Below are 20,998 nucleotides of genomic sequence, written 5' to 3'. Positions count from 1 at the left end.
GATGCTTGAAACTCGGCTGTATCTTGCAAAAACAAGCATCCAGGGAGAGGGATAGCCGGCATGAGCCATGTCGAGAACGAACTGAACAGCCAGCCCGAGTGCTGGACCCGTGCCGCGGCACTGGCCCCCGAGCACGGCTCCGCCCTGCCGGCACCCGGCGAGCGCGTCGCCCTCGTCGGCTGCGGCACCTCGCTGTTCATGGCCCAGGCCGCCGCCGCGCTGCGCGAGGGTGCAGGCCAGGGCGAGACCGACGCCTTCGCCGCCTCCGAGTTCCCCCGCCACCGCAGCTACGACCGCGTCGTGGCGCTCACCCGCTCCGGCACCACCAGCGAGGTCCTGGAACTGCTCGCGGCACTGCGCGGCGGCCCCCGCACCACGGCGATCACCGCCGACCCCGAGACCCCGGTGATGGCCGCCGCCGACGAGGTCGTGGTCCTCGACTTCGCGGACGAGAAGTCCGTCGTGCAGACCCGCTTCGCCACCACCGCGCTGACGCTGCTGCGCGCCCACGTCGGACGGCACACGGACGCCGTGGTCGCCGACGCCCGCACCGCCCTGGCCGAACCGCTGCCCGAAGGGCTCGTCGACCGCACCCAGTTCACCTTCCTGGGGCGCGACTGGACCGTCGGCCTCGCCAACGAGGCCGGACTGAAGATGCGCGAGGCGGCCCTGGCCTGGACCGAGGCCTACCCGGCGATGGAGTACCGGCACGGCCCGATCAGCATCACCACCGCGTCCACCGCCACCTGGATGATCGGCGAGGCGCCGGACGGCCTGGCCGAGCAGGTCCGGGCCACCGGCGGCCAGTGGGTGGCCGGCACGCTCGACCCGCTGGCCGAACTCGTGCGGGCACAGCGCCTGGCGGTCGCCCTCGCCGGGGTCCGCGGACTCGACCCCGACAGCCCCCGTCACCTCACCCGCTCGGTGATCCTCGCCACCACCCCCTGACCGGGCGCGCCGCCCCCGTGAATCCGCGCCCGGGGGCGGCGCGTCCTCCGGCGCCGCCGGACCGAAGCAAGCGAACGAACAGGAAAGGAGGGGCCCGTGCCCCTCGCAGCAACCGGCCACCTCGTCGCCCAGGCCGCCGCCGCCCGCTCCGCAGTCGCCGCGTTCAACGTCATCACCTTGGAACACGTGGAGGCGGTCATCACCGGAGCGGAGGCGGCAAGCGCCCCCGTCGTGCTCCAGATCAGCGAGAACGCCGTCAAGTTCCGCTACGGACGGCTGCTCCCGCTGGCCCGTGCCGCCGTCGCCGCCGCCGAGGCCGCGGCCGTCCCCGTCGCACTCCACCTGGACCACGTCCAGAGCGACGAACTGCTGCGCCAGGCCCATGACGCCGGTTTCAGTTCCGTCATGTACGACGCGGCGCGCCTGCCCTACGCCGAGAACCTCGCCGCGACCCGGGCCGCGGCGGAGTGGGGCCACCGGCGCGGGCTGTGGGTCGAAGCCGAACTCGGGCAGGTCGGCGGGAAGGGCGGCGAACCCCCGCTGGACGCCCACGCCCCCGGTGCCCGCACCGACCCCGCCGAGGCCGTGCGGTTCGTCGCCGAATCCGGCGTCGACGGGCTCGCCGTCGCCGTCGGCAGCTCGCACGCGATGACCAGCCGCACCGCCGTCCTCGACCACGCCCTGCTGGCCGACCTGGCCGGCGCCTTGACGGTCCCGCTCGTCCTGCACGGCTCGTCCGGAGTGCCCGACGAGGAACTGCGCCGGGCCGTCGCCGGGGGGATCGCCAAGGTCAACGTGGGCACCGCGCTGAACGCGGCGATGACCCTGGCCGTCCGGGACTTCCTCGCCGCGCACCCCGAGGCCGTCGACACCCGCACCTACCTGAGCGTGGGCCGGGAGGCGATGGCGGCCACCGTACGGGAACTGATCACCGTACTGCGTTCGGCGCCCGCGCCCGCCGCCGTCTGAGTCCGGGCAGGGGTGCGACCGGGTTCCGGACGGGATCGTGACCGATGTCGCACGCTCAGTATCCCCGCAGTCGCGGTGGGCATATGCTGAATGGCCCTAGCGAGGGGAATGCGGCATGCCGTCAGACGCCAAGATCCTCATCGTCGCCGACCATGAGGACACGCTCTACGCGCTGGAGAGCGCGCTGTCCCCGCTCACTCACGACGTCGTCTGCGCCATGAGCGGTGACGCGGCACTGAAGGAAGTCCTGAGAGGAAACACCGGCCTGCTGCTGCTCGACCTCCGGGTCCCCGACGTCAGCGGCCTGGAGGTCGTCCGCTACATGCGGCGGGTCGAACAGACCCAGTACATACCCATCGTGTTGGTCACCGGGTTCGGACCCGACGCGGTCCTGTCCTCCGCCGCGTTCCGGCTCGGCGTGGCGGACCTCGTCCCCAAACCCGTCGATCCTTGGGCCCTGCGCACCAAGGTGAGCTTCCTCTTCCGTACCCACCAACGACTGCGCACCCTGGAGGGCGAACTGCGCGACCTGCGCTCACGGGCCGCGGCGCGGACCGTGTCCGTGTCGCCCCGGACCCGCGGACCGCACCTCGCCGACCCGATCCTGCCGGCCCCGCGGGAGTTACCGCTCCGACCGGACTCGGCCCCGCAGAGCGGCTGAACCCGCCTCCGCGGTCCGGGCCCGCGACCCGGGACCCGGACCACGGAGCGCGCCGGCACGGACACCCGTGCACCAGGAGCCGGTCACCCAGGGCCGGAGGCCCGAGGTGCGCCGATCATGACAGACTCGCCCCCATGAGCGGCAAGACGGCACCGAGGTCAGCGGGGGACGCGGTCGCACGCACCCGGCTCGAACGGGGACGGGGTGCACTCGGCCCCGCGCTGGAACTCGTCCACACCGGCCGGGCACCCACCCGGGCCGTCCTCACCGCGGAACTGGGCGTCACCCGGGCCACCGCCGGCGCGGTCGCCGCGGAACTCGAATCCCTCGGACTGATCAGGGTGGACTCCCACCCCAGTGCGGCCAGCGGTTCCCAGGGCCGCCCCTCGCACCGCCTCCACCTCGCGGACGACGGGCCCGTGGTGCTCGCCGCGCAGGTCCACTCCGACGGCTTCCGGGCCGCGCTCGTCGGGCTCGGCGGTCACCTCGTGGCCACCGCGCCCGGCTGCGGAACGGTCGGTGCGGGCTTCGTCGAGGTCCTCGACCAGGTCGTCACGGCCGGGGCGGAACTGCTCGCCGCCGCCGGGCGGCGCTGCGTCGGCGCCGGCCTCTCCGTGCCGTCCGCGGTCGCCGAACCCGAGGGCACCGCCCTCAACCCGCTGCACCTGCCCTGGCCCCCGGGGTCCCCGGTCCGGGAGGCGTTCGCCGAGCGGGTGCGCGCGGCGGGCATCACCGGGCCCGCGCTCGCGGGCAACGACGTCAACCTCGCCGCGCTCGCCGAACACCGGCACGGCGCCGGGCGGGGCGCCCGGGACCTGCTCTGCGTGGCCACCGGACACACCGGGGTCGGCGGCGCCCTGGTCCTCGACGGCAAGCTGCACACCGGCTCCGCCGGCCTCGCCCTGGAGGTCGGCCACCTGAGGGTGGACCCGGACGGACGGCCCTGCCACTGCGGGGGGCGCGGCTGTCTGGACGTGGAGACCAATCCGCTGGCCTTCCTTGCCGCGGCGGGCCGCACCCCGGGGCCGGAGGTCTCCCTCCTGCGGCAGGCGGAGGAACTCCTCCGCGACGCGTACGCCGACGTCGCGGTCCGCACCGCAGCCGAGCGGTTGATCGACCGTCTCGGCCTCGGTCTCGCCGGACTGGTGAACATCCTCAACCCGGACCGGATCATCCTCGGCGGACTGCACAGGTCGCTGCTTGCGGCGGATCCCGAACGACTGCGGGCGGTCGTCGCCGACCGCAGCCTGTGGGGACGCAGCGGAGGAGTCCCCATCCTGCCGTGCGTCCTGGACCACAACAGCCTGGTCGGCGCCGCCGAACTGGCCTGGCAGCCCGTCCTGGACGACCCGCTGGCCGCCCTCGCCTGACCCCGCCGGTCAGACCCGGGACGCCGACCGCACCGCCGCACCACACGCGAAGCGGTCGGCGTGCAGCGGGCCCACGTCGACGGCGGGCGCACGCCCCAGGAACAGGTCCCGGACGACCTCCCCCACGGCCGGCGCCTGGAGCACTCCGTGCCCGGAGAACCCGGTCGCGTACAGGAAGTTGACGGGCGCGGTCGCCCGACCCACCAGCGCACGGCCGTCGGGGCTCATGTCGTAAGGCCCGGCCCATCCGCCGCCGAGTCCCAGCCCGCGGAGCGTGGGCGCGCGGCGGGCCAGCGCCGTGGCCAGCGCGGGCAGCCAGGCGGGGGAGTAGCGGGTGTCGAAACCCGTCTCCCGGGCCGGTTCGGACATGCCGAGGAGCAGGCCCCGCCCCTCCTGGTGGAAGGAGAGCGAGGTGCTGCGGTCCACGGTGAACGGCACCGGTCGCGGCAGCTCCCCCAGCCGGCGCAGCGGGCCGGTGCACAGCATGTGTCCGCGCACCGGGGCGACCGGCAGCGCCACCCTCACCAGGCCACGTCCACCGGGCGTGGTCCGCGGGTGAGCTGTCGGCCCGTCAGCCCGGTACGGGGTGGACGGGCGCGGGCCGGTCGCGGGGCACCTCGCCGACCCGCGCCCACCCGGGGCGGTCGGACACCACGGTGAGGTCCGCCCAGTCGTCGGGCACCCCGGGCGGCACTGCTTCGCAGCCGGCCCGCTCCCATGCCGCGGCCGGGGAGGGTGCGGTGGCCGGGAGGGTGAACCACACGACCTTGCCGGTGGTGCCCAGCGGCCGGGCGCCCCAGTCGGTGCTCATCGCGGCGATCAGCGCCAGCCCCCGTCCGCAGGTGTCGAGGGGGTCCGCCGGACGGACTTCCGGCAGCCGCGGATCCCGGTCCCGCACCGACACCTTCAGCCGGTCGAGGAGCCATGCCACCTCGACGGTGCAGGTCTTGTCCGGGCGGGCGTGGCGGTGAACGTTCGTCAGCAGCTCGGTGACGCCGAGCGACGCGTGGTCGATCAGTCCGTCCAGATGCCAGTAGCGCAGCTGGGCGGAGACGATTCTACGGATCTGGCCGATCCGGGACGGCAGGGCCTGTAGCTCCACCGTGCAGTGCCTGCTTGGCTCGCTGATCACGGCAACGACTCCCCGAATTGAGGTCCGGAAGAGGACGGAGTACCGATGCCAGCAGGGCGGTTCACCCACCACCGCCTGCTGCGTACCCGGCGGGCTGGTTCGCAGCGTCATCGCCGGTAAACCCTGAGTGACTTACCTGAGGTGAAACCAGCGTGACGCATGAGGCCAGGCGGCGCAACTCACCGTGGCCTCGACCACCGGGAGCGTGACGGCATCGGGTCGGCACGGGCGCACGCCCGCGCATCCGCAGACCGTCCCGGGGCGCCGACCGCCCTCACTGCGACGGGGGGAGGTCGTGGCCCTTCGCGGAGCCCTCGTGCCGGCTGCCCGCGCGACGCACCGCCTCCACGAACCGGCGGGCGGTGGACCCGGCCGCCGGCGCGGCCGATTCCGCCGGGTGCGGGGACGGCTCCCCGCCCTCCATGGTGAGCACGTACCGGGTGCCGTTGACCTCGGCGTGGGCACGCTCCCCGGAGGCGAACCAGGAGGTGCCCGCGCGCACCGTGGCCACCGGCGCGCTGTCGATCTCGCTGCCGTAGCTGGTGAGCAACTCCAGCCGGCCGTCCGTGATCCGGACCTGGCCGGCACGGGTGAGGGAGCGCCGTCGCTTGTCGATGCGCACGCCCCGTGCCGTGAACTCCGCCTCCGCCGCCATGATCCCGCCCCTCGTTCCGCGCCGTACGGACAACACCCCGCACCAGCAGTGTGCTCCCCTTCGACCGACTTGCGCCAGAGCGCGTCCAAGCTTGGCCTTGAGTCGCCCCAAGCAGTGTTTATGCAGGTGAGACGGGATGAAACGGCGCATATGATCGAGGCATAGAGCCTGCCGGACGGGCCGGTCGGACCGGTGCCCCGGGCGAGGGGACACGGAGGAGACGCGAGACACGATGAGCACCCCCCGAGCAACAGACCGTCACCATCCGTCGTCCCCGCCCGATGCCCCGACGGCTGCCGAACTCGTCGTCGGCCCCCTCCCCACGCTCGACACGGACCGCTCCGATCCGGGGTACCGGGACTGGCTGAAAGAAGCCGTGCGCCGGGTGCAGGCGGACGCCAACCGGTCCGCCGACACGCATCTGCTGCGCTTCCCGCTCCCCGAGGCGTGGGGCATCGACCTGTACCTGAAGGACGAGTCGACCCACCCCACCGGAAGCCTCAAGCACCGGCTGGCCCGTTCGCTGTTCCTGTACGGGCTCTGCAACGGTTGGATCAGGCCCGGGGCCCCGGTCATCGAGGCGTCGAGCGGCTCGACGGCCGTCTCCGAGGCGTACTTCGCCAAGCTGATCGGCGTCCCCTTCATCGCCGTGATGCCCCGGACCACCAGCGCCGAGAAGTGCCGCCTGATCGAGTTCCACGGCGGCCGTTGCCACTTCGTCGACGACCCCCGCACCATGTACGAGGAGTCCGCCGCCCTCGCCCGGAAGACCGGCGGCCACTACATGGACCAGTTCACCTACGCCGAACGGGCCACCGACTGGCGCGGCAACAACAACATAGCCGAGTCGATCTACCGTCAGCTGGAACGGGAACGCTACCCGGAACCCGCCTGGATCGTGGCCACGGCGGGCACCGGCGGCACCTCCGCGACGATCGCCCGCTACGTCCACTACATGCAGTACGACACCCGGATCTGCGTCGCCGACCCGGAGAACTCCTGCTTCTACGACGGCTGGCGGACGGACGACCCGGACCTCACCACCGACCGGAGTTCGCGGATCGAGGGGATCGGCCGCCCCCGGATGGAACCCAGCTTCGTCCCGGGGGCCGTCGACCGGATGATGAAGGTCCCCGACGCGGCCTCCGTCGCTGCGGTCCGGGCCCTGGAGGACGCCCTCGGCCGCAAGGCGGGCGGCTCCACCGGCACCGGCCTGTGGAGCGCCCTGAAGATCGTCTCCGAACTGGTCGCCGAGGGCCGTACCGGCAGTGTCGTGACCATGCTGTGCGACCCCGGCGACCGCTACCTCGACAAGTACTACTCCGACGACTGGCTGGCCGAGCAGGGCCTGGACGTGGCCCCGTACCGGAAGGCGATCGACGCCCTGCTCACCACCGGACGGTGGACCTAGCCGGCCCGGGGCCCCGGCAGCTTTCCCTGCGGAACGTCCCGCCCGCGGGGGGCCGCCTGCGGTGCTAGCCCTCGTTCCCCGGTCCGTCCGTCTCGTCCACCGGATCGTCCGAGCCGCCGGCGACGATCAACTCCGGGAGCACCTCGGCGATTTCCGACCGGGCGTCGGCGGACAGCCCGGCGTCCGTCACCAGGGTGTCGACCTGGTCGAGTGACGCGAACGAACTCAGCCCCACGGTGCCCCACTTGGTGTGGTCCGCCACCACGACCACGCGACGGGCGGAGCGCACCAGCCGCCGGTTCGTCTCGGCCTCGGCGAGGTTCGGCGTCGACAGACCCGCCCCCACCGATATGCCGTGCACCCCGAGGAACAGGACGTCGAAGTGGAGCGCGGCGATGGCCTGGTCGGCGACCGGGCCCACCAGCGAGTCCGACGGAGTGCGCACCCCGCCGGTGAGGACCACCGTCGCCAACCCCTGCCGCTGGCCCGAGTTGCGGTGCGCCGCGTGGAAGACGTCGGCGACCCGCACCGAGTTGGTGACGACCGTCAACTCCGGTACGTCCAGGAGGTGGTGGGCCAGGGCGAAGGTGGTGGTGCCGCCGGAGAGGGCGATGGCGGTGCCCGGGGCCACCAGCTCGGCGGCGGTGCGGGCGATGTCCTCCTTGGCGGAGAGCTCCAACGCCGACTTCGCCTCGAAGCCCGGCTCGTGGGTGCTCGCCTCCACCACCGGCACGGCCCCACCGTGCACCTTCTCCAACACCCCCTGCCGGGCCAGTGCGTCCAGGTCCCGGCGGACCGTCATGTCCGAGACGCCGAGCTTGCGCGTGAGCTCGTTGACGCGGACCCCGCCCCGGCGTCGCACCTCGTCCACGATCAGGGCCCGACGCTGCTCCGCGAGGAGGTTCTGGTTCTCACTCACGCTCGCTCCGCCCCATTCGGCATTCGTCCGTCCTCACTGTGTGCCGGTTCGCTCTGCTCGCCTGACTCGTCGTCGCGCCGCACCACGCCCGTGCACCGGGCCGCCCCGGTGCACCACGAGTGGCGAGCACCGTACCGTGCGGGCGGCCGGGGGCCGGTCATCGACAGGTGCGGAACGCGGATGTGCCGACCGGCCGGTGGTGGTGCGGCTGGGGCGCGGGGCGGGAGCGGACGATGTGGCTCCGCTCGGTGCTCACGCCATGACGTCTTCCCGGGAAGCGCGGAGCGCCCCGGAGTCCATACTCCCACGGGGCACCGGGTGCCGTGGCGCGGGTGCACCCGGTGCCGCCCTTCCGCCGCCTCCGGCCCGTTCGTCGCCACCAACGAGGGAGATTCCGTGAGGAGAGGTGTACGGAGCCCCGGCGCGCGCGATCCTTGACAGGACGACACACGGACACACACGCCTCGGGGGAAGCGTATGAAGCGTGCTCGCAGAGAACCGTCGGACCCGTCATCCCGTGCGGCCGGTACCGCACTGGAACTCCTGGTGCACGGAGTGGGGGGCGCCAGCGCCCCGGAGCTCCTCAACGATCCCCGGACCGTCCGGGTCACCGGCGACGACACCGCCGCCGTCCACCGCCGGGCGGACGACCTGGACGCCGAGATCCGCCGTGACCGGGGCGAGGGCCCGGTGCCGGAGGCGTACGTCTGGTCGAACCTCACCTCCGGCAGCGGTGCCCGAGCGCTCTGGTTGCTCCTGCTGCCGTTCATGGTCGTGAACCTGGCGCACTGGATGCGTCCCGCCGCCGTGGGACGCCCCCGGGCCGTGCGCGCCTACGCACTGTGCGTCCGGCTGGCCGCACTGACCCTCACCGTGCTGTTGGTGGCCGCCGTCTGCGAGGTCGCCCTCGACCTGGCGGCCTGGCAGTGCGCGGGCGTCCGCGACTGCGCGGCGGAGCGGGCCTGGCTGGCGTTCTTCTCGCCCGAGCTCGCGCCCGGCGGTTGGTGGACCCCGCCGGGCCGGCGCCTGGTGGTCGGCGCGCTCCTCCCGACCGCCCTCACCGTCCTGCTCTGGTACCTCTCCCGCCGTACCTGGCGGGCGTACGAATCCCAGGAACCGCCGGAGCCGGACGACGACCCCGCTGCCGGGCCGCACGACGCCCGGGAGCCGGAGCCGCGTTCCGACCCCGGTGCCGAGCGGGGTCCGCTGACCCGACCCGGATTCTGGTACGGGCGCCGGCTGGTGGCCCGGTTGAGGGCCGCGCACACCGCGGCCGCCCTGCTCACGGTGGCCGCCACGATCACCGCGCCGGCGCTCCGCTTCGACCGCCGCCACGACGGGCCCGCAGCGCTGGACCTCCTCGGCGCCGCGGTCGGCGCGATCATCGTGGTCGTGGCGCTGCTGACCTGCGCCGTGGTCTGCCGCCGCGGTCGCAGCGAACGGCGGCTGGACCGTGAACTCGACGGGCCGCGGGTGCGGTTCCTGCCGGTGGCGGCGGCCGGGGCGCTCGTCCTGTCGGCCGGATACGCGAGCTGGTCCCGTCCGGGGTGGAGCTCCGAGGGCCGCCTCCTGGGAGACCAGGCGTTCGGCGCGCTGATGGTGGTCCAGTGGGCCCTGGTCCTGGCGCTCGCGGTCATCGCCCGCATCCTGTACCGCACGGCGCCGGCACCGCGCACCGTCCTGGGCGGTCTCGCCGGCCCGGCGGTGACCGTGGTGGCCTGCGCCCTGGCCGGAGTGTTGGCCGGTGGCGGCGCACAGCGCGCCGCGAGCTGGCTGGACGTCGGCACCGGCCCCGCCGCCGGCGGTCCGCCGGTCCTGCTGGGTTGGCACGCCGCGCTGCTGGTGCCGTTGTTGCTGGTGGTGCTGGCGGTCCTGTTGGGATTCGTTGTCGGGGCGGTGCGCCGGACCGGGACGGAGGCCGACGGGGTGCGCACCGACTACCCGGACGAACAGGAACACCGGCCGTCCGCCGATCCGTCGCAGGCCGGGCCGGAGGACACCGACCGGGCCCGCGCCATCGCCCGCGCCCGGTCCTGGGCGGAACTCACCGACCGGGCACCGGCCGTCATCGGGACGCTCGCGGCGGGAACCCTGGTGTGCGGGGCGGGCGCCCTCCTCGGGGCCTGGGTCACCCGGGAGCCGCCGGGGCGCGCCCTGTCAGCGGCGCCCGAACCGCTCGCCCGTGCCGTGGAGTTGGCCCAGGAGGCGGGTTCGTGGTTGGCGGGCGCGGGGTTCCTGCTGCTCGCGTTGAGCGCCCGGCGCGCGTACCGGGACCCGAAGGCCCGGCGCACCATCGGCATCCTGTGGGACGTGGGGACCTTCTGGCCGCGCGCCGCCCACCCGTTCGCGCCGCCCTGCTACGCGGAGCGCGCCGTGCCGGACCTCGTCTGGCGGGTGCAGACCTGGACCCGCCGGACCCGGGGTCGGCTCGTCCTCTCCGGTCACTCCCAGGGCAGTGTGCTGGCCGCGGCGGCGGCCTGGCAACTCGCCCCCGACATCCGGGGGCGGGTGGCCCTGCTCACCTACGGCTCGCCGTTGGAACGCCTGTACGGACGCTGGTTCCCCTCCTGTTTCGGCCCCGAGTCCCTCGCCGAACTCCACCGCGACGTGCACTGCTGGCGCAACCTCCACCGGCGGACCGACCCGATCGGGGGTCCCGTCCTGCTGGGCGGCGAACACGGCCGCGCGGTGGACGGCACCCCGTTGCAGGACCCCCTCGCCTACGGCCGCACCCCCGGCCACCCGCTGCCCGCGCCGATCCTCGGACACTTCCAGTACCAGGCCGATCCGGCGTTCGCCGAGGCGCGCGCCCGGTTGCTGGAACGCTTGCAGGCGCCGGTCGTGCCCGCTCCCCGGCACCGCACGGACCGGGGTCACCACCGGCCGGTGCCAGGGGCGCGGGGGGACTGATCCGGCTGCCGGCCCGCCCGGGTGCTCAGGGCAGGGCGGGCAGGTCGTCCGGGTAGAGCAGGGTGAGGTCGTCGGTGGACGGCTCGACGATCTGCGCCACCCGCCCCGCGTGCCGTTCGACCATGGCCTCGAAGGTCTGCCGGGCGGTCCGCCCGTTGCCGAAGGCCGGGCCCTTCGGCAGGGCGGTGAAGTAGTCGAGGAGGGCGTGCCCGGTGCCCTCGGCGAGCCGGTACTCGTGCTCCTCGGCCTGTTGCTCCACGATCCGCAGCAGTTCCTCGGGCACGTAGTCGCCGAACGGGATGGTCCGCGAGAAGCGGGAGGCGACGCCCGGGTTGACGGTCAGGAACCGCTCCATCTCGACGGTGTAGCCCGCGACGATGACCACCACCGCCTCCCGGTGGTCCTCCATCAGCTTGACCAGGGTGTCGATGGCCTCCCGGCCGAAGTCCCGTCCCGAGTCCTCCGGGGACAGGGCGTACGCCTCGTCGATGAACAGCACTCCGCCGCGGGCCCGTTCGAACGCCTCCTGGGTGCGGATCGCCGTCGAGCCGATGTGCTCGCCGACGAGGTCGACCCGGGACACCTCCACCAGGTGCCCCTGGTCGAGCACCCCGAGGGCGGCCAGGATCTCGCCGTACAGCCGGGCCACCGTGGTCTTGCCGGTGCCGGGGGAGCCGGTGAAGACCAGGTGCCGTCGGGCGGAGGCGGCCTTCAGACCGGCCCGTTGGCGGCGTCGGCCGACCTCGATCATGTCGGTGAGGGCCCGTACCTCGCGCTTGACCCCGTCCAGGCCGACGAGGGCGTCGAGTTCGCCGAGGACGGCCTCCGCGGGCCGGACCGGTGTCGCGGCCGGGGCGGGATCGCCGGTCGGGGCGCCGGCCCGCGGGGCGGGCACCCCGGTGAGCAGACCGACCGGTTGGTGCACCGGGGGTGCCGGCGAAGCGACCGCCCGGACGGCGGGCACCGTCGTCGACGGGGCGGACGAGGGGGCGACGGCGCGCAGGCCCGCGCTCTCGTCGCTGGCGCACTCCTCCACGACCGGGCCGTCCTCCGCGAACTCGAAACCGCCGCGGGCGCAGCGCTCGGTGCGGCATCTGCGCAGGGTGGTGCGGCAGCCGTCTATCACGTGGAAGCCGTAGCCGCCGCTGTCGCTGACCCGGCAGCCGCTGAGGGTGCCCCGGCCGCCGGCCGAGACGTAGAAGCCGGCCTCGGCGGGTGCGGTGACGGTGCAGCGCTCCAGCGCGGGATCGGCGCCCTTGGTGATGATCACTCCGGTCTGCACGGCGTCGATGGTGCAGTTGGAGAGCGTGCCGCCGCTGCCGTGGTCGCGGAACCAGGCGCCCGTCGCGGCCTCCCGGATGCGGCAGTCGTCGAGTTGGGCGGTGGCGCCGTCGCTCACCGAGACGGCGGTGTTGCGGACCTGGCTGAGGTCGCTGTCGACGACGTCCGCGCGGGAACCGCGGTCAAGCACGAACAGGGCGTCGGGCACCTCGCGCACCCGGCAGGAGTCGAGGACGACGGCGGCGCCGTCGCTGACCCACACCGCCGGGTAGTCGCCGGTGCTGTCGTGGATCTCGCACTGGTTGGCGTCCACCCGGGTGCCCGGGTCCCATATGGACAGTCCGTTGCGGCCGAAACGGCTCACGGTGGAGCGGGTCAGGGTGAGGACGGACCGGGAGCGGAGGTCCACCGCGTTCTCGGGCACGTCGTGGATGCGGCAGTCGGCGAGGGTGAGCACCGCGTCGGTATCCAGGGTGACGCCGTCCGCGGTGGTGCGGTGCACATCGCAGTCGGTGAGGTGGGCCGTGGCCCGGCCGGTCACCTGTACCCCGGAGCCCTTGACCTCGTACACCTCGCAGCCGACGGCCTCCAGCGCCGAGCCCTCGCCGGTCACCGACAGTCCGGCACCGGAGGAGTGGTGCACCCGGCACCGCTCCAACCGGGGGTGCCCGCCGCTGCGGACGGCCACGCCGGACTGGCCGGCGGCGACGACCTCGCAGTCCTCGAAGACCCCGCCGCCGCCGTCCAGGACGGTGATCCCGATGCCCGCGGGGTTGTCGACGGAGCAACGGCGCACGGTGGGGCGGGCGTTGCCGCGCACCTCGATGCCGACCGCCGAACGGGTCACGATCCGCACGTCGGTGACCTCCGGCACCGACTCCTCCACCAGCAGCGCGGGGGCCGCGGAGTCCTGGCCCTCCAGCACCAGTCCGTGCACGGCCGCGGGTGCCCGCAGCGTCAACGGGACCCCGTCGACGGGGGCGATGCGCACCGAGCCCGGTGCCCCCTCGGGCCCGCGGAGCGTCACCGCCCGCTGGATCACCAGGTTCTCCCGGTAGGTTCCGGGGGCGACGGTGAGCACGTCGCCGTCCCCCGCGGCTTCCAGGGCGGCGGCCAAGGAGCCGTACTCGCCCGTGCGGCGCCGCCACCGCGATGTGCCCGTGTGCGTCACCTGGACCGTGCCCTGTGCCATGGTGTTGTTCTGTCCCCACCTCGTCGAATGCGCGGGTGTCGCGAGTGCCGAAGACCTCGACCGGTCCACCGTAGCGTGTGCGGAGCAGGCGAGTTGACCGGAGCGGGAGCCCGCCGGCCACCCGTGGCGCGGTGTCGTGGCACGGCCCGACGGGGCTCCTCGGGCGATCCGTTCGGCGGGTCAGTCCAGGACGGTCAGCGGGTCGCCGATCCGGAGCGTGCCGGTGGCTTCGGGGACGAGGTTCTGCCCGAAGACGAGTCGCCCGTCGATCCGGCGGTGCCGGGCCAGGGTGCGTAGGGGTTCCTTGCCGCGGACGGCGGTTGACTGGTCGGTGGTGGTCACCGCGCAGCGTCCGCAGGGCTTGGCGACCCGGAAGGCGACCTCGCCGATCGCTATGCGGGTCCAGCCGTCCTCGGCCCACGCGGGGGTGTCGGTCACGACCAGGTTGGGGCGGAAGCGGTTCATCGGCAGCGGGCCCTCCTCGGGGTGGTCGCCCCGGGAGATCAGGGCGTTGAGGGCGTCCAGCGAGCTGAGGCTGGTGAGCAGCAGGGGGTACCCGTCGGCGAACGAGACCGTCTCCCCCTCCCGGGCGTACCGGGCGTCGACGGGACGGCTGACCTCGGGGTCCGGCATGTGCACCAACCGGACGTCGATGCCGAGGAAGGCCCCGAGCCACGCGGCGGCCCCCTCGTCGGCGGCGACCGCCTTCACCTCGTCGCGCCAGACCTGCACCGGCGTCCGCGCGGAAGCGGCGGGGACGGGGACGGTCAGCGGGTGTTGCCCGGGGGCGGACAGCCGGACCGCGCCGTCCGGCAGCAGCGCGGCGTGGACCAGAGCCAACCGTGCCTGCTGCCGTTGGGTGATCATCTTGGCCGTGTGGTCGACGAGCATCCAACGTCGGTCGCCCGCGAGTCCCCACGGCTCCACGGACGCCTCGTCGGGGGCGTGGCCCTGGACGGCCTTCACCGGGTAGACGTGGAGGGAGGAGAGCACCGGATTCGCCATGCACCCATCCTGCCAGGGCGTTCGGCGCGGACCGAGGGCAGGACCGGGTCGTGGCGGGGACGGCCCGCGCTCGCCGGTCAGTAGCCGCGGTAGGGGCGTGCCTGCGGATCGTCGTAGGGGCGCGGGGCGGCCGCCGGGCGCATCGCCTCGTAGCCGGTGGGCGGGGCCGGCCGCGGCGGCTGGGGCTGGGCGCCCGGGTAGCCGCGCGGGCCCCCGACCGCCTGCTGCGGAAGGTACGGGGCGGCCTGCTGGAGCGGTGCGGGCTGGCCGGCCGGCGCGTACCCGTACTGCGGGGGGTACTGCTGGGGCGAGGGGGCCGCGGGCAGCGCGGGGAGCGCGGACGGGAGCGCGGGCAGATGACTGCTGCCGGTGTCGTACGCGGCGGGCACCCGGATCGGGGCGATCTGGGGCGTGCCCCGCTCTGCGACCAGGGAGTCGTAGATCGGAGTGTCCTGGAAGGACGGCGCGGAGTAGTAACCGCCGCCATAGGTGGAGCGGGGGGAGGTCATGCCACCTAAGTTAAGCCCACGATGTGCTGGTTGGGGAGACCGATAAGAGGGTTGTTTTCCGCGCCGGAGGTGCCTGATCATCCCTCAATTCCCGCGAAATCGTTAAAACCCGGGAAAATCGCTCGTCCGGTGACGTAGGGATCACGTAAAGAAAGCGGCGCAAAAAGGGTTACCCGCGGTTGACCAGGCCATCACCCACCGGCGTCGGAGTGCGCCTCCGGTTTATCCGGGAGTTCCTCCGCCCCGCCGCGGCCCCCTCGACGACGCTCCGCGGAAATCCCCCGCCCGACTCCGCGGCGCTCCTCTCCCTACCCGCAATCGCGGCGCGCCGAACACGACGGGCCGCCTCACCCCTCCTCGGGACGCGGACCCGACAACCGCCCGGGGCGCGGGTAGGTGCGCCCCTTCCACGCCGCCCCCCGCCCCCGGTGGTGCCGCACCGCCGAGTCCACCGTCATCGCCGTGTAGAGCAATGCGGTGAAGGGGAGGGTCGGAGCCAGCAGCAACGGTTGGCGGTAGTACCGCAGCACGGGCACGTACGTCACCGTCATCACGAGCCACCCGCACCCCCCGAGCACGGCCGAGACCACCCCCGACGCACCCCCCGCCGCCCACCCGACGACCAGGGCCACCGGCGGCACCAGGTACGCCCACACCAGTCCGACCACCGCCCCCGCGAGGAGCAGGGGGTGGTAGCGGAGCTGGCAGTACGCGCTGCGCGCCACCATCGACCACAGGTCCGCCAGCCGCGGGTAGGGCCGCACGCTGTGCACCCGGTCGGCCAGCCCGAGCCAGATCCGGCCGCCCGAGGACTTCACCGCCCGCGCCAGGGACACGTCGTCGATCACCGCGTGCCGGATCGCCTCCGGCACGCCCGCCCGCTCCGCCGCCGCGGTCCGGAGCAGGACGCACCCGCCGGCCGCCGCGGCCGTACGAACACCCCGGCGGGGCACCCGGCGGAACGGGTACAGCTGGGCGAAGAAGTACACGAACGCCGGCACCACCAGCCGCTCCCAGCGGCTCGTCACCCGCAACCGCGCCATCAGCGACACCAGGTCGTAGCCGCCCCGCTCGGCCGCCGCCACCAGGTCCCGCAGGCTGCCCGGGTCGTGGGCGATGTCGGCGTCGGTGAGCAACAGGTAGCGCGGTCCGTCCGCCCGGGCCAGCGCCATGCCGTGGCGCACCGCCCACAGCTTGCCGGTCCACCCCGGCGGCGGATCGCCCGGCGAGGACACGGTCAGCGGGGGACCCCCGCGGCGCGCGCCCAGCCCCCGGGCCAGCGCCCCCGTGCCGTCCGTGCTGCCGTCGTCGACCAGGACGACCCGCAGCGGCCCCGGATAGTCCTGCGCCAGCAGCGTGGGCAGGCTCGACGGCAGGACGGCCGCCTCGTCCCGGGCCGGCACCACCACGGTGACCGCGGGCCACGCCCGCGGTTCCCGCCCCGGCGGCAGCCGCACGTCGGTGCGCCAGAAGAAGCTCCGCCCGAGCAGCAGCCAGGCCCAGGCGGCGGCGGACACCGCGGCACACCACACCATCGCGCTCACCCCGCGCAGTCTGCCCCAGGCCCCGGGCCGCGCGGTGCCCATCGTCTATGGTGACCGGGTGAAGATCGCGCTCATGGACTCCGGCATCGGACTGCTCGCCGCCGCCGCGGCGGTACGCAGACTGCGCCCCGACGCCGATCTCGTCCTCTCCTCGGATCCCGACGGAATGCCCTGGGGACCCCGTACCCCCGAGGACCTCACCCGGCGCGCCCTGGCCGTCGCCGAAGCCGCCGCCGCGCACGATGCCGACGCCCTGGTCGTCGCCTGCAACACCGCCTCCGTGCACGCCCTGCCCGCGCTGCGGGCCCGCCTCGAACCCTCGCTCCCCGTCATCGGCACGGTGCCCGCGATCAAGCCGGCCGCGGCGGCCGGCGCCCCCTTCGCCATCTGGGCGACCCCCGCCACCACCGGCAGCGCCTACCAGCGGGCGCTGATCACCGAGTTCGCCGCGGGCGCCGAGGTCACCGCGGTGCCCTGTCCCGGTCTCGCCGACGCCATCGAATCGGCCGACGCGGACGCCGTCGCCCGGGCGGTCGCCGCCGCGGCGGACCGTACCCCGGACGGCGTAGGCGCCGTCGTCCTCGGTTGCACCCACTACGAACTGGTCGCCGAACAGGTCCGCACCGCCCTCGCGCGCCGCGCCGAGGTGGCCGCGGGCCCCGTCACCGCCCCTGCCTCCCCGGGCCGCCCGGCCCTGCTCCTGCACGGCTCGGCGGGCGCCGTCGCGGCCCAGGCACTGCGTCGCATCGGCGCGGCCCCCGACCCGACCGCCGCCCCTGTCGGATCGGTCACAGTGCTGCACGGCGGACGCCCGGGCCGGCTCACCGAACGCGCCCTCAGCTACCCCGAAGGGCGGCTGCTGGCCGCCGCCTACCAGGCGCGATAGCCGGTTCCGCACCCCGGGGGTCACCCTCCGTGAGCCCGGGCCGGGCGCCACGTTCGTCGGTACCCTCGACACCATGAGGGACCACCCGCACGGAGACGGCGGCCCCACCGGAGCCCCCGTCGAAATCTGGACCGGACGCGCGAGCAACCGCATGCAGTGGCTGCTCGCCCTCGCAGGCGCCGCCTGTCTCGCCCTCGGCATCGAACTGGCCGTGGTGTCCGAGTGGAACAACGGCGTCCTCGCCCTGGTGATGTCGGTCGTCGGCTGCATCGCGGCCGGCCTGCTCGTGCTCTTCGGCACGCTCGCCTTCGTCCACGTGGCGGTCCGGGTCGACCAGGAGGCCCTGGAGGTCCGCTGCGGCCACATGGGTCTGCCGCGCCGCCGCATCCCGCTCGCCCACGTCGTCGGCGCCGACTTCGCCCCCGCGGTCACCCCCCGCCAGTGGGGCGGCTGGGGCTACCGCTGGCGACCCGAGATCGGCACCGCCGTGATCGTCCGCCGGGGCGAGGGCGTGGTGCTCAGCCTCGGGGACGGCCGCAAGTTCACCGTCACCGTCGACGACGCCGAAGCGGCCGTGCGGGTCATCCGCGACCGGCTGCGCCCGCCCACCGCCCCCGCCGCGGTCTGAGCCCTCCGCCCACGACGGCCCCGCCGGACGCCCCCTCGGCCCGGTCGTGCCTGGTCGTAGACTCCTGACGTGACCGCCACCGCCACCGTGACCGAAGAGCCCGGGCCGCCCGCCACCGCCGCCCGGGAACGCCGTTGGGCACGGCGACTGGCGCCCGTCGTCGTCGCCGCGCTCTCCGGACTGCTCCTCTACACCAGCTTCCCCCCGCGCACCCTGTGGTGGCTGGCGCCGCCCGCGTTCGCCGGCTTCGCCTGGGCGGTGCGCGGACGGTCCTGGAAGGCCGGGCTCGGCCTCGGCTACGTCTTCGGGCTGGGCTTCCTGCTGCCGCTGCTCGTGTGGACGGGCGTCGAGGTGGGCCCGGGGCCCTGGCTCGCGCTGGTGGCCATCGAAGCGGTCTTCACGGCGCTGGTGGGCGCGGGAGCGGCGGCGGTCTCCCGGCTGCCCGGCTGGCCGCTGTGGGCCGCGACGCTGTGGATCGCCGGCGAGGCGGCCCGGGCGCGCGTCCCCTTCGACGGCTTCCCCTGGGGCAAGGTCGCCTTCGGCCAGGCGGACGGGGTCTTCCTGCCGCTGGCCGCGCTGGGCGGGACCCCCGTGCTCGGCTTCGCCGTCGTGCTGTGCGGCTTCGGACTGCACGAGGCACTGCGGCTGGGTGCCGTCGCCCGGAGCGGCACCGCCGTACGGCGGGGGACCGCCGCGGTCGCCGCGGCCGCGGTGGCGCTGCCCGTCGGTGCCGCCCTCGCCGCCCGGCCCCTGGTCAGCGACGCGGCCGAGGACGGCAGCGTGACCGTCGCCGCGGTCCAGGGCAACGTGCCCCGGTTGGGACTCGGCTTCAACGACCAGCGCCGGGCCGTCCTGGACAACCACGTGAAGGAGACCGAGCGGCTGGCCTCGGAGGTGGCGCGTGGCCGGGTCCCCCAGCCGGACCTGGTGCTGTGGCCGGAGAACTCCTCCGACATCGACCCGTTCCGCAACGCCGACGCGCGCCGGGCCGTGGAGCGGGCCGTCGCCGCGATCGGCGCACCGATCTCGGTCGGCGCGGTGGTCACCTCCGACGACGGCAGGCTCTGGAACCAGCAGGTCCTCTGGGATCCCGAGAAGGGCCCGGTCGACACCTACGACAAACGGCAGATCCAGCCGTTCGGCGAGTACCTTCCGCTGCGCTCGATCGTGACCGCGGTGAGCAGCGACGCGAGCATGGTCCGACAGGACTTCAGCCGGGGCTCCGAGCCGGGCGTCTTCACCATGGCCGGCGCCCGGGTGGGCCTCGCCACGTGTTACGAGGCCGCGTTCGACTGGGCGGTGCGGGACACCGTGAACGAGGGTGCCCAACTGCTGTCGGTGCCGAGCAACAACGCCACCTTCGGGCGCAGCGAGATGACCCACCAGCAGCTGGCGATGTCCCGGGTCCGGGCCGTCGAGCACAGTCGCACCGTGGTGGTGCCGGTGACCAGCGGCGTGAGCGCCGTGATCATGCCGGACGGGCGGGTGGTCGACCGCACCGAGCTGTTCACCGCCGACTCGCTCGTGGCCGAGGTGCCCCTGCGCTCCGACACCACCCCCGCCACCCGGCTGGGGGCCCTGCCCGAACTGCTCCTGGTGGTGGTCGCCGCCGGAGGGCTCGGCCTGGCGCTCCTCGCCCGGGTGCGTGCGCGGGGGACCGCCGCCGGGTGAACCCGACCGGCGGGCGTCCGGGCACCGCGGCAGGCCCTATCGTCGGCTCCATGGCTACTCCTGAATTCATCTCCACCCTCCGTGCCACCGCGGGACAGCAACTCCTCTGGCTCCCGGGCGTGACGGCCGTCGTCTTCGACGACGCGGACCGGGTGCTCGTCGGTCGCCGCAGCGACAACCTCCGGTGGTCGCTGGTGGGCGGCATCCCGGACCCGGGCGAGCAGCCCGCGGCCTGCGCGGTGCGCGAGGTGTACGAGGAGACGGCGGTGCGCTGCGTCGCGGAGCGCGTGGTGCTCGTCGAGGCGCTGGAGCCGGTGGCCTATCCCAACGGCGACGTCTGCCAGTACATGGACATCACCTTCCGCTGCCGGGCGGTGGGAGGACGGGCCCGGGTGAACGACGACGAGTCCTTGGAGGTCGGCTGGTTCTCCCTCGACGCCCTGCCGGACCTCGACGAGTTCAGCCTGTCCCGGATCAAGCACGCCCTGGCCGACGCCCCCACCTGGTTCGAGCCCGGTCCGTGAACCGACGGGCAGCGCACGCACGCGTTCCTGCGGACGGCCGCGGTCCTGCGGTGCCCGTCCCCTTGCCGGGCGGACCGCGTCCGCCCGGCCCCCGCAACGGGATTCCGGCCATCACGTCAGCGTCCCGTCAGGACCCGTCGGTTCGCCGTATGCGTCGCGTCATGGGCGGTGGGGCACCGGGCGGGGCGCGCCTAGCGTCGGGCCCGCACGATTCCGCCCCGCCACCGACCGGGGACCCGGTGCGCCGCGCCTGTTGACCCAGGTCTGTTCCCGCAGCAGGGCCATCATCGGCGAACGGGAGGGCGTCGACGGGGGTCGGCCGTACTGCACCGAGGGCGGCGTCGGCGCCGTCCTCGGCGTGTACCGCGAGCACGGCGCCACCGGCCGGACCACCCGGGTCGTGAGCCTCAACGAGCCCTGCCCGGTGCGACCGTTCCGCCTCCGGCACGCCGGTGCGCCCGTCGAGTGCGCCCGTCCCGGCGAGGCCCATCCGCGGGCGGCGGTCACCGCCGTGCGCGGTGGCGCCCCGGCCCGTCCCGCGCGGTCCCCGGGGACGCCGTCACCGCGGGCGGAAGCGGGCTGGACCCGCACATCAGCCCCGCCTACGCCCGGCTCCAGACGGCCAGGGTGGCCGCTCGGCGGGGGCTCGACGGGGCCACCGTGCGGGAGCTCGTCGCCGAGCACACCACGGGGCGGGCCCTCGGGGTGCTGGGCGAACCGGTGGTGAACGTCGTCTCGTTGAACGCGACCCTCGACGGCCTCGCCCCCGTCCGGGGGGCGTGA

Annotated in this window: 19 protein-coding genes; 11 read left to right on the top strand and 8 right to left on the bottom strand. The window is 74.4% G+C overall.

Annotation, left to right across the window (positions count from 1 at the left end; genetic code table 11):
• Positions 1–60 precede the first annotated feature (60 nt).
• The 4 genes from ACSMX9_RS01420 (at position 61) to ACSMX9_RS01405 (ending at position 3,948) form a co-directional block, all read left to right on the top strand.
• Entirely contained in the window at positions 61–948 is an 888-nt protein-coding gene (locus ACSMX9_RS01420) for an SIS domain-containing protein (RefSeq protein ID WP_366116260.1), read from the top strand.
• A 96-nt stretch (positions 949–1,044) separates the two neighbouring features.
• Positions 1,045–1,917 (top strand): class II fructose-bisphosphate aldolase, encoded by an 873-nt coding sequence (locus tag ACSMX9_RS01415; protein ID WP_445399273.1) that lies wholly within the window; start codon positions 1,045–1,047, stop codon positions 1,915–1,917.
• Positions 1,918–2,032: 115 nt separating this feature from the next.
• Complete coding sequence (locus tag ACSMX9_RS01410; protein WP_445399271.1) at positions 2,033–2,578, top strand: response regulator; 546 nt, start codon at positions 2,033–2,035, stop codon at positions 2,576–2,578.
• 134 nt (positions 2,579–2,712) lie between these two features.
• Entirely contained in the window at positions 2,713–3,948 is a 1,236-nt protein-coding gene (locus ACSMX9_RS01405; protein ID WP_445399269.1) for an ROK family protein, read from the top strand.
• Positions 3,949–3,957: 9 nt separating this feature from the next.
• Here ACSMX9_RS01405 and ACSMX9_RS01400 read toward each other — a convergent pair whose 3' ends face one another.
• The 3 genes from ACSMX9_RS01400 to ACSMX9_RS01390 form a co-directional block, all read right to left on the bottom strand.
• Positions 3,958–4,467: an NAD(P)/FAD-dependent oxidoreductase gene (locus ACSMX9_RS01400; RefSeq protein ID WP_445399267.1), complete on the bottom strand. Its 510-nt coding sequence runs from the start codon at positions 4,465–4,467 to the stop codon at positions 3,958–3,960.
• Positions 4,468–4,519: 52 nt separating this feature from the next.
• Complete coding sequence (locus ACSMX9_RS01395) at positions 4,520–5,080, bottom strand: ATP-binding protein (protein WP_445399265.1); 561 nt, start codon at positions 5,078–5,080, stop codon at positions 4,520–4,522.
• Positions 5,081–5,354: 274 nt separating this feature from the next.
• Positions 5,355–5,735 (bottom strand): hypothetical protein, encoded by a 381-nt coding sequence (locus tag ACSMX9_RS01390; protein WP_445399263.1) that lies wholly within the window; start codon positions 5,733–5,735, stop codon positions 5,355–5,357.
• Positions 5,736–5,967: 232 nt separating this feature from the next.
• Between ACSMX9_RS01390 and ACSMX9_RS01385 the strand changes: the two genes are divergently transcribed.
• The gene (locus ACSMX9_RS01385; protein WP_445399261.1) at positions 5,968–7,146 is read left to right on the top strand and encodes a PLP-dependent cysteine synthase family protein; all 1,179 of its coding nucleotides are present in this window, start codon (positions 5,968–5,970) and stop codon (positions 7,144–7,146) included.
• A gap of 64 nt (positions 7,147–7,210) precedes the next feature.
• Here the strand turns inward: ACSMX9_RS01385 and ACSMX9_RS01380 are convergent, their stop codons facing one another.
• Positions 7,211–8,065: a DeoR/GlpR family DNA-binding transcription regulator gene (locus tag ACSMX9_RS01380; protein WP_445399259.1), complete on the bottom strand. Its 855-nt coding sequence runs from the start codon at positions 8,063–8,065 to the stop codon at positions 7,211–7,213.
• Positions 8,066–8,542: 477 nt separating this feature from the next.
• On the opposite strand from ACSMX9_RS01380, the gene ACSMX9_RS01375 reads away from it, so the two are divergent.
• Complete coding sequence (locus ACSMX9_RS01375) at positions 8,543–10,975, top strand: hypothetical protein (RefSeq protein ID WP_445399257.1); 2,433 nt, start codon at positions 8,543–8,545, stop codon at positions 10,973–10,975.
• Positions 10,976–11,000: 25 nt separating this feature from the next.
• On the opposite strand, the gene ACSMX9_RS01370 is transcribed toward ACSMX9_RS01375, so the two are convergent.
• The 4 genes from ACSMX9_RS01370 to ACSMX9_RS01355 all read right to left on the bottom strand — a co-directional run bounded on the left by ACSMX9_RS01370 (position 11,001) and on the right by ACSMX9_RS01355 (position 16,497).
• Positions 11,001–13,448, bottom strand: a complete 2,448-nt coding sequence (locus ACSMX9_RS01370) for a right-handed parallel beta-helix repeat-containing protein (RefSeq protein WP_445399255.1) — start codon at positions 13,446–13,448, stop codon at positions 11,001–11,003.
• Positions 13,449–13,628: 180 nt separating this feature from the next.
• Positions 13,629–14,453: an MOSC domain-containing protein gene (locus ACSMX9_RS01365; protein WP_445399253.1), complete on the bottom strand. Its 825-nt coding sequence runs from the start codon at positions 14,451–14,453 to the stop codon at positions 13,629–13,631.
• Positions 14,454–14,530: 77 nt separating this feature from the next.
• Entirely contained in the window at positions 14,531–14,962 is a 432-nt protein-coding gene (locus ACSMX9_RS01360; RefSeq protein ID WP_445399251.1) for a DUF6643 family protein, read from the bottom strand.
• A gap of 347 nt (positions 14,963–15,309) precedes the next feature.
• Positions 15,310–16,497, bottom strand: coding sequence for a glycosyltransferase (locus tag ACSMX9_RS01355; RefSeq protein WP_445402861.1), 1,188 nt, complete (start codon positions 16,495–16,497; stop codon positions 15,310–15,312).
• 67 nt (positions 16,498–16,564) lie between these two features.
• Between ACSMX9_RS01355 and ACSMX9_RS01350 the strand changes: the two genes are divergently transcribed.
• The 5 genes from ACSMX9_RS01350 to ACSMX9_RS01330 all read left to right on the top strand — a co-directional run bounded on the left by ACSMX9_RS01350 (position 16,565) and on the right by ACSMX9_RS01330 (position 20,998).
• Entirely contained in the window at positions 16,565–17,392 is an 828-nt protein-coding gene (locus ACSMX9_RS01350; RefSeq protein ID WP_445399249.1) for a glutamate racemase, read from the top strand.
• A gap of 73 nt (positions 17,393–17,465) precedes the next feature.
• Positions 17,466–18,020 carry a hypothetical protein gene (locus ACSMX9_RS01345; protein ID WP_445399247.1) on the top strand — a complete coding sequence of 185 codons (555 nt, stop codon included), beginning with the start codon at positions 17,466–17,468 and terminating at the stop codon, positions 18,018–18,020.
• Between the two features lie 69 nt (positions 18,021–18,089).
• The gene (lnt, locus tag ACSMX9_RS01340) at positions 18,090–19,691 is read left to right on the top strand and encodes an apolipoprotein N-acyltransferase (protein WP_445399245.1); all 1,602 of its coding nucleotides are present in this window, start codon (positions 18,090–18,092) and stop codon (positions 19,689–19,691) included.
• A gap of 50 nt (positions 19,692–19,741) precedes the next feature.
• On the top strand, positions 19,742–20,215 hold the full coding sequence (locus ACSMX9_RS01335) for an NUDIX hydrolase (RefSeq protein WP_351245865.1): 474 nt from the start codon (positions 19,742–19,744) through the stop codon (positions 20,213–20,215).
• A gap of 465 nt (positions 20,216–20,680) precedes the next feature.
• On the top strand, positions 20,681–20,998 hold the full coding sequence (locus ACSMX9_RS01330) for a potassium-transporting ATPase subunit C (protein WP_445399243.1): 318 nt from the start codon (positions 20,681–20,683) through the stop codon (positions 20,996–20,998).

The organism is Streptomyces sp. LE64, assembly GCF_052606915.1.
Note: the sequence above shows the minus strand (reverse complement) of the source record. Positions and strands in the feature narration are given on the sequence as shown.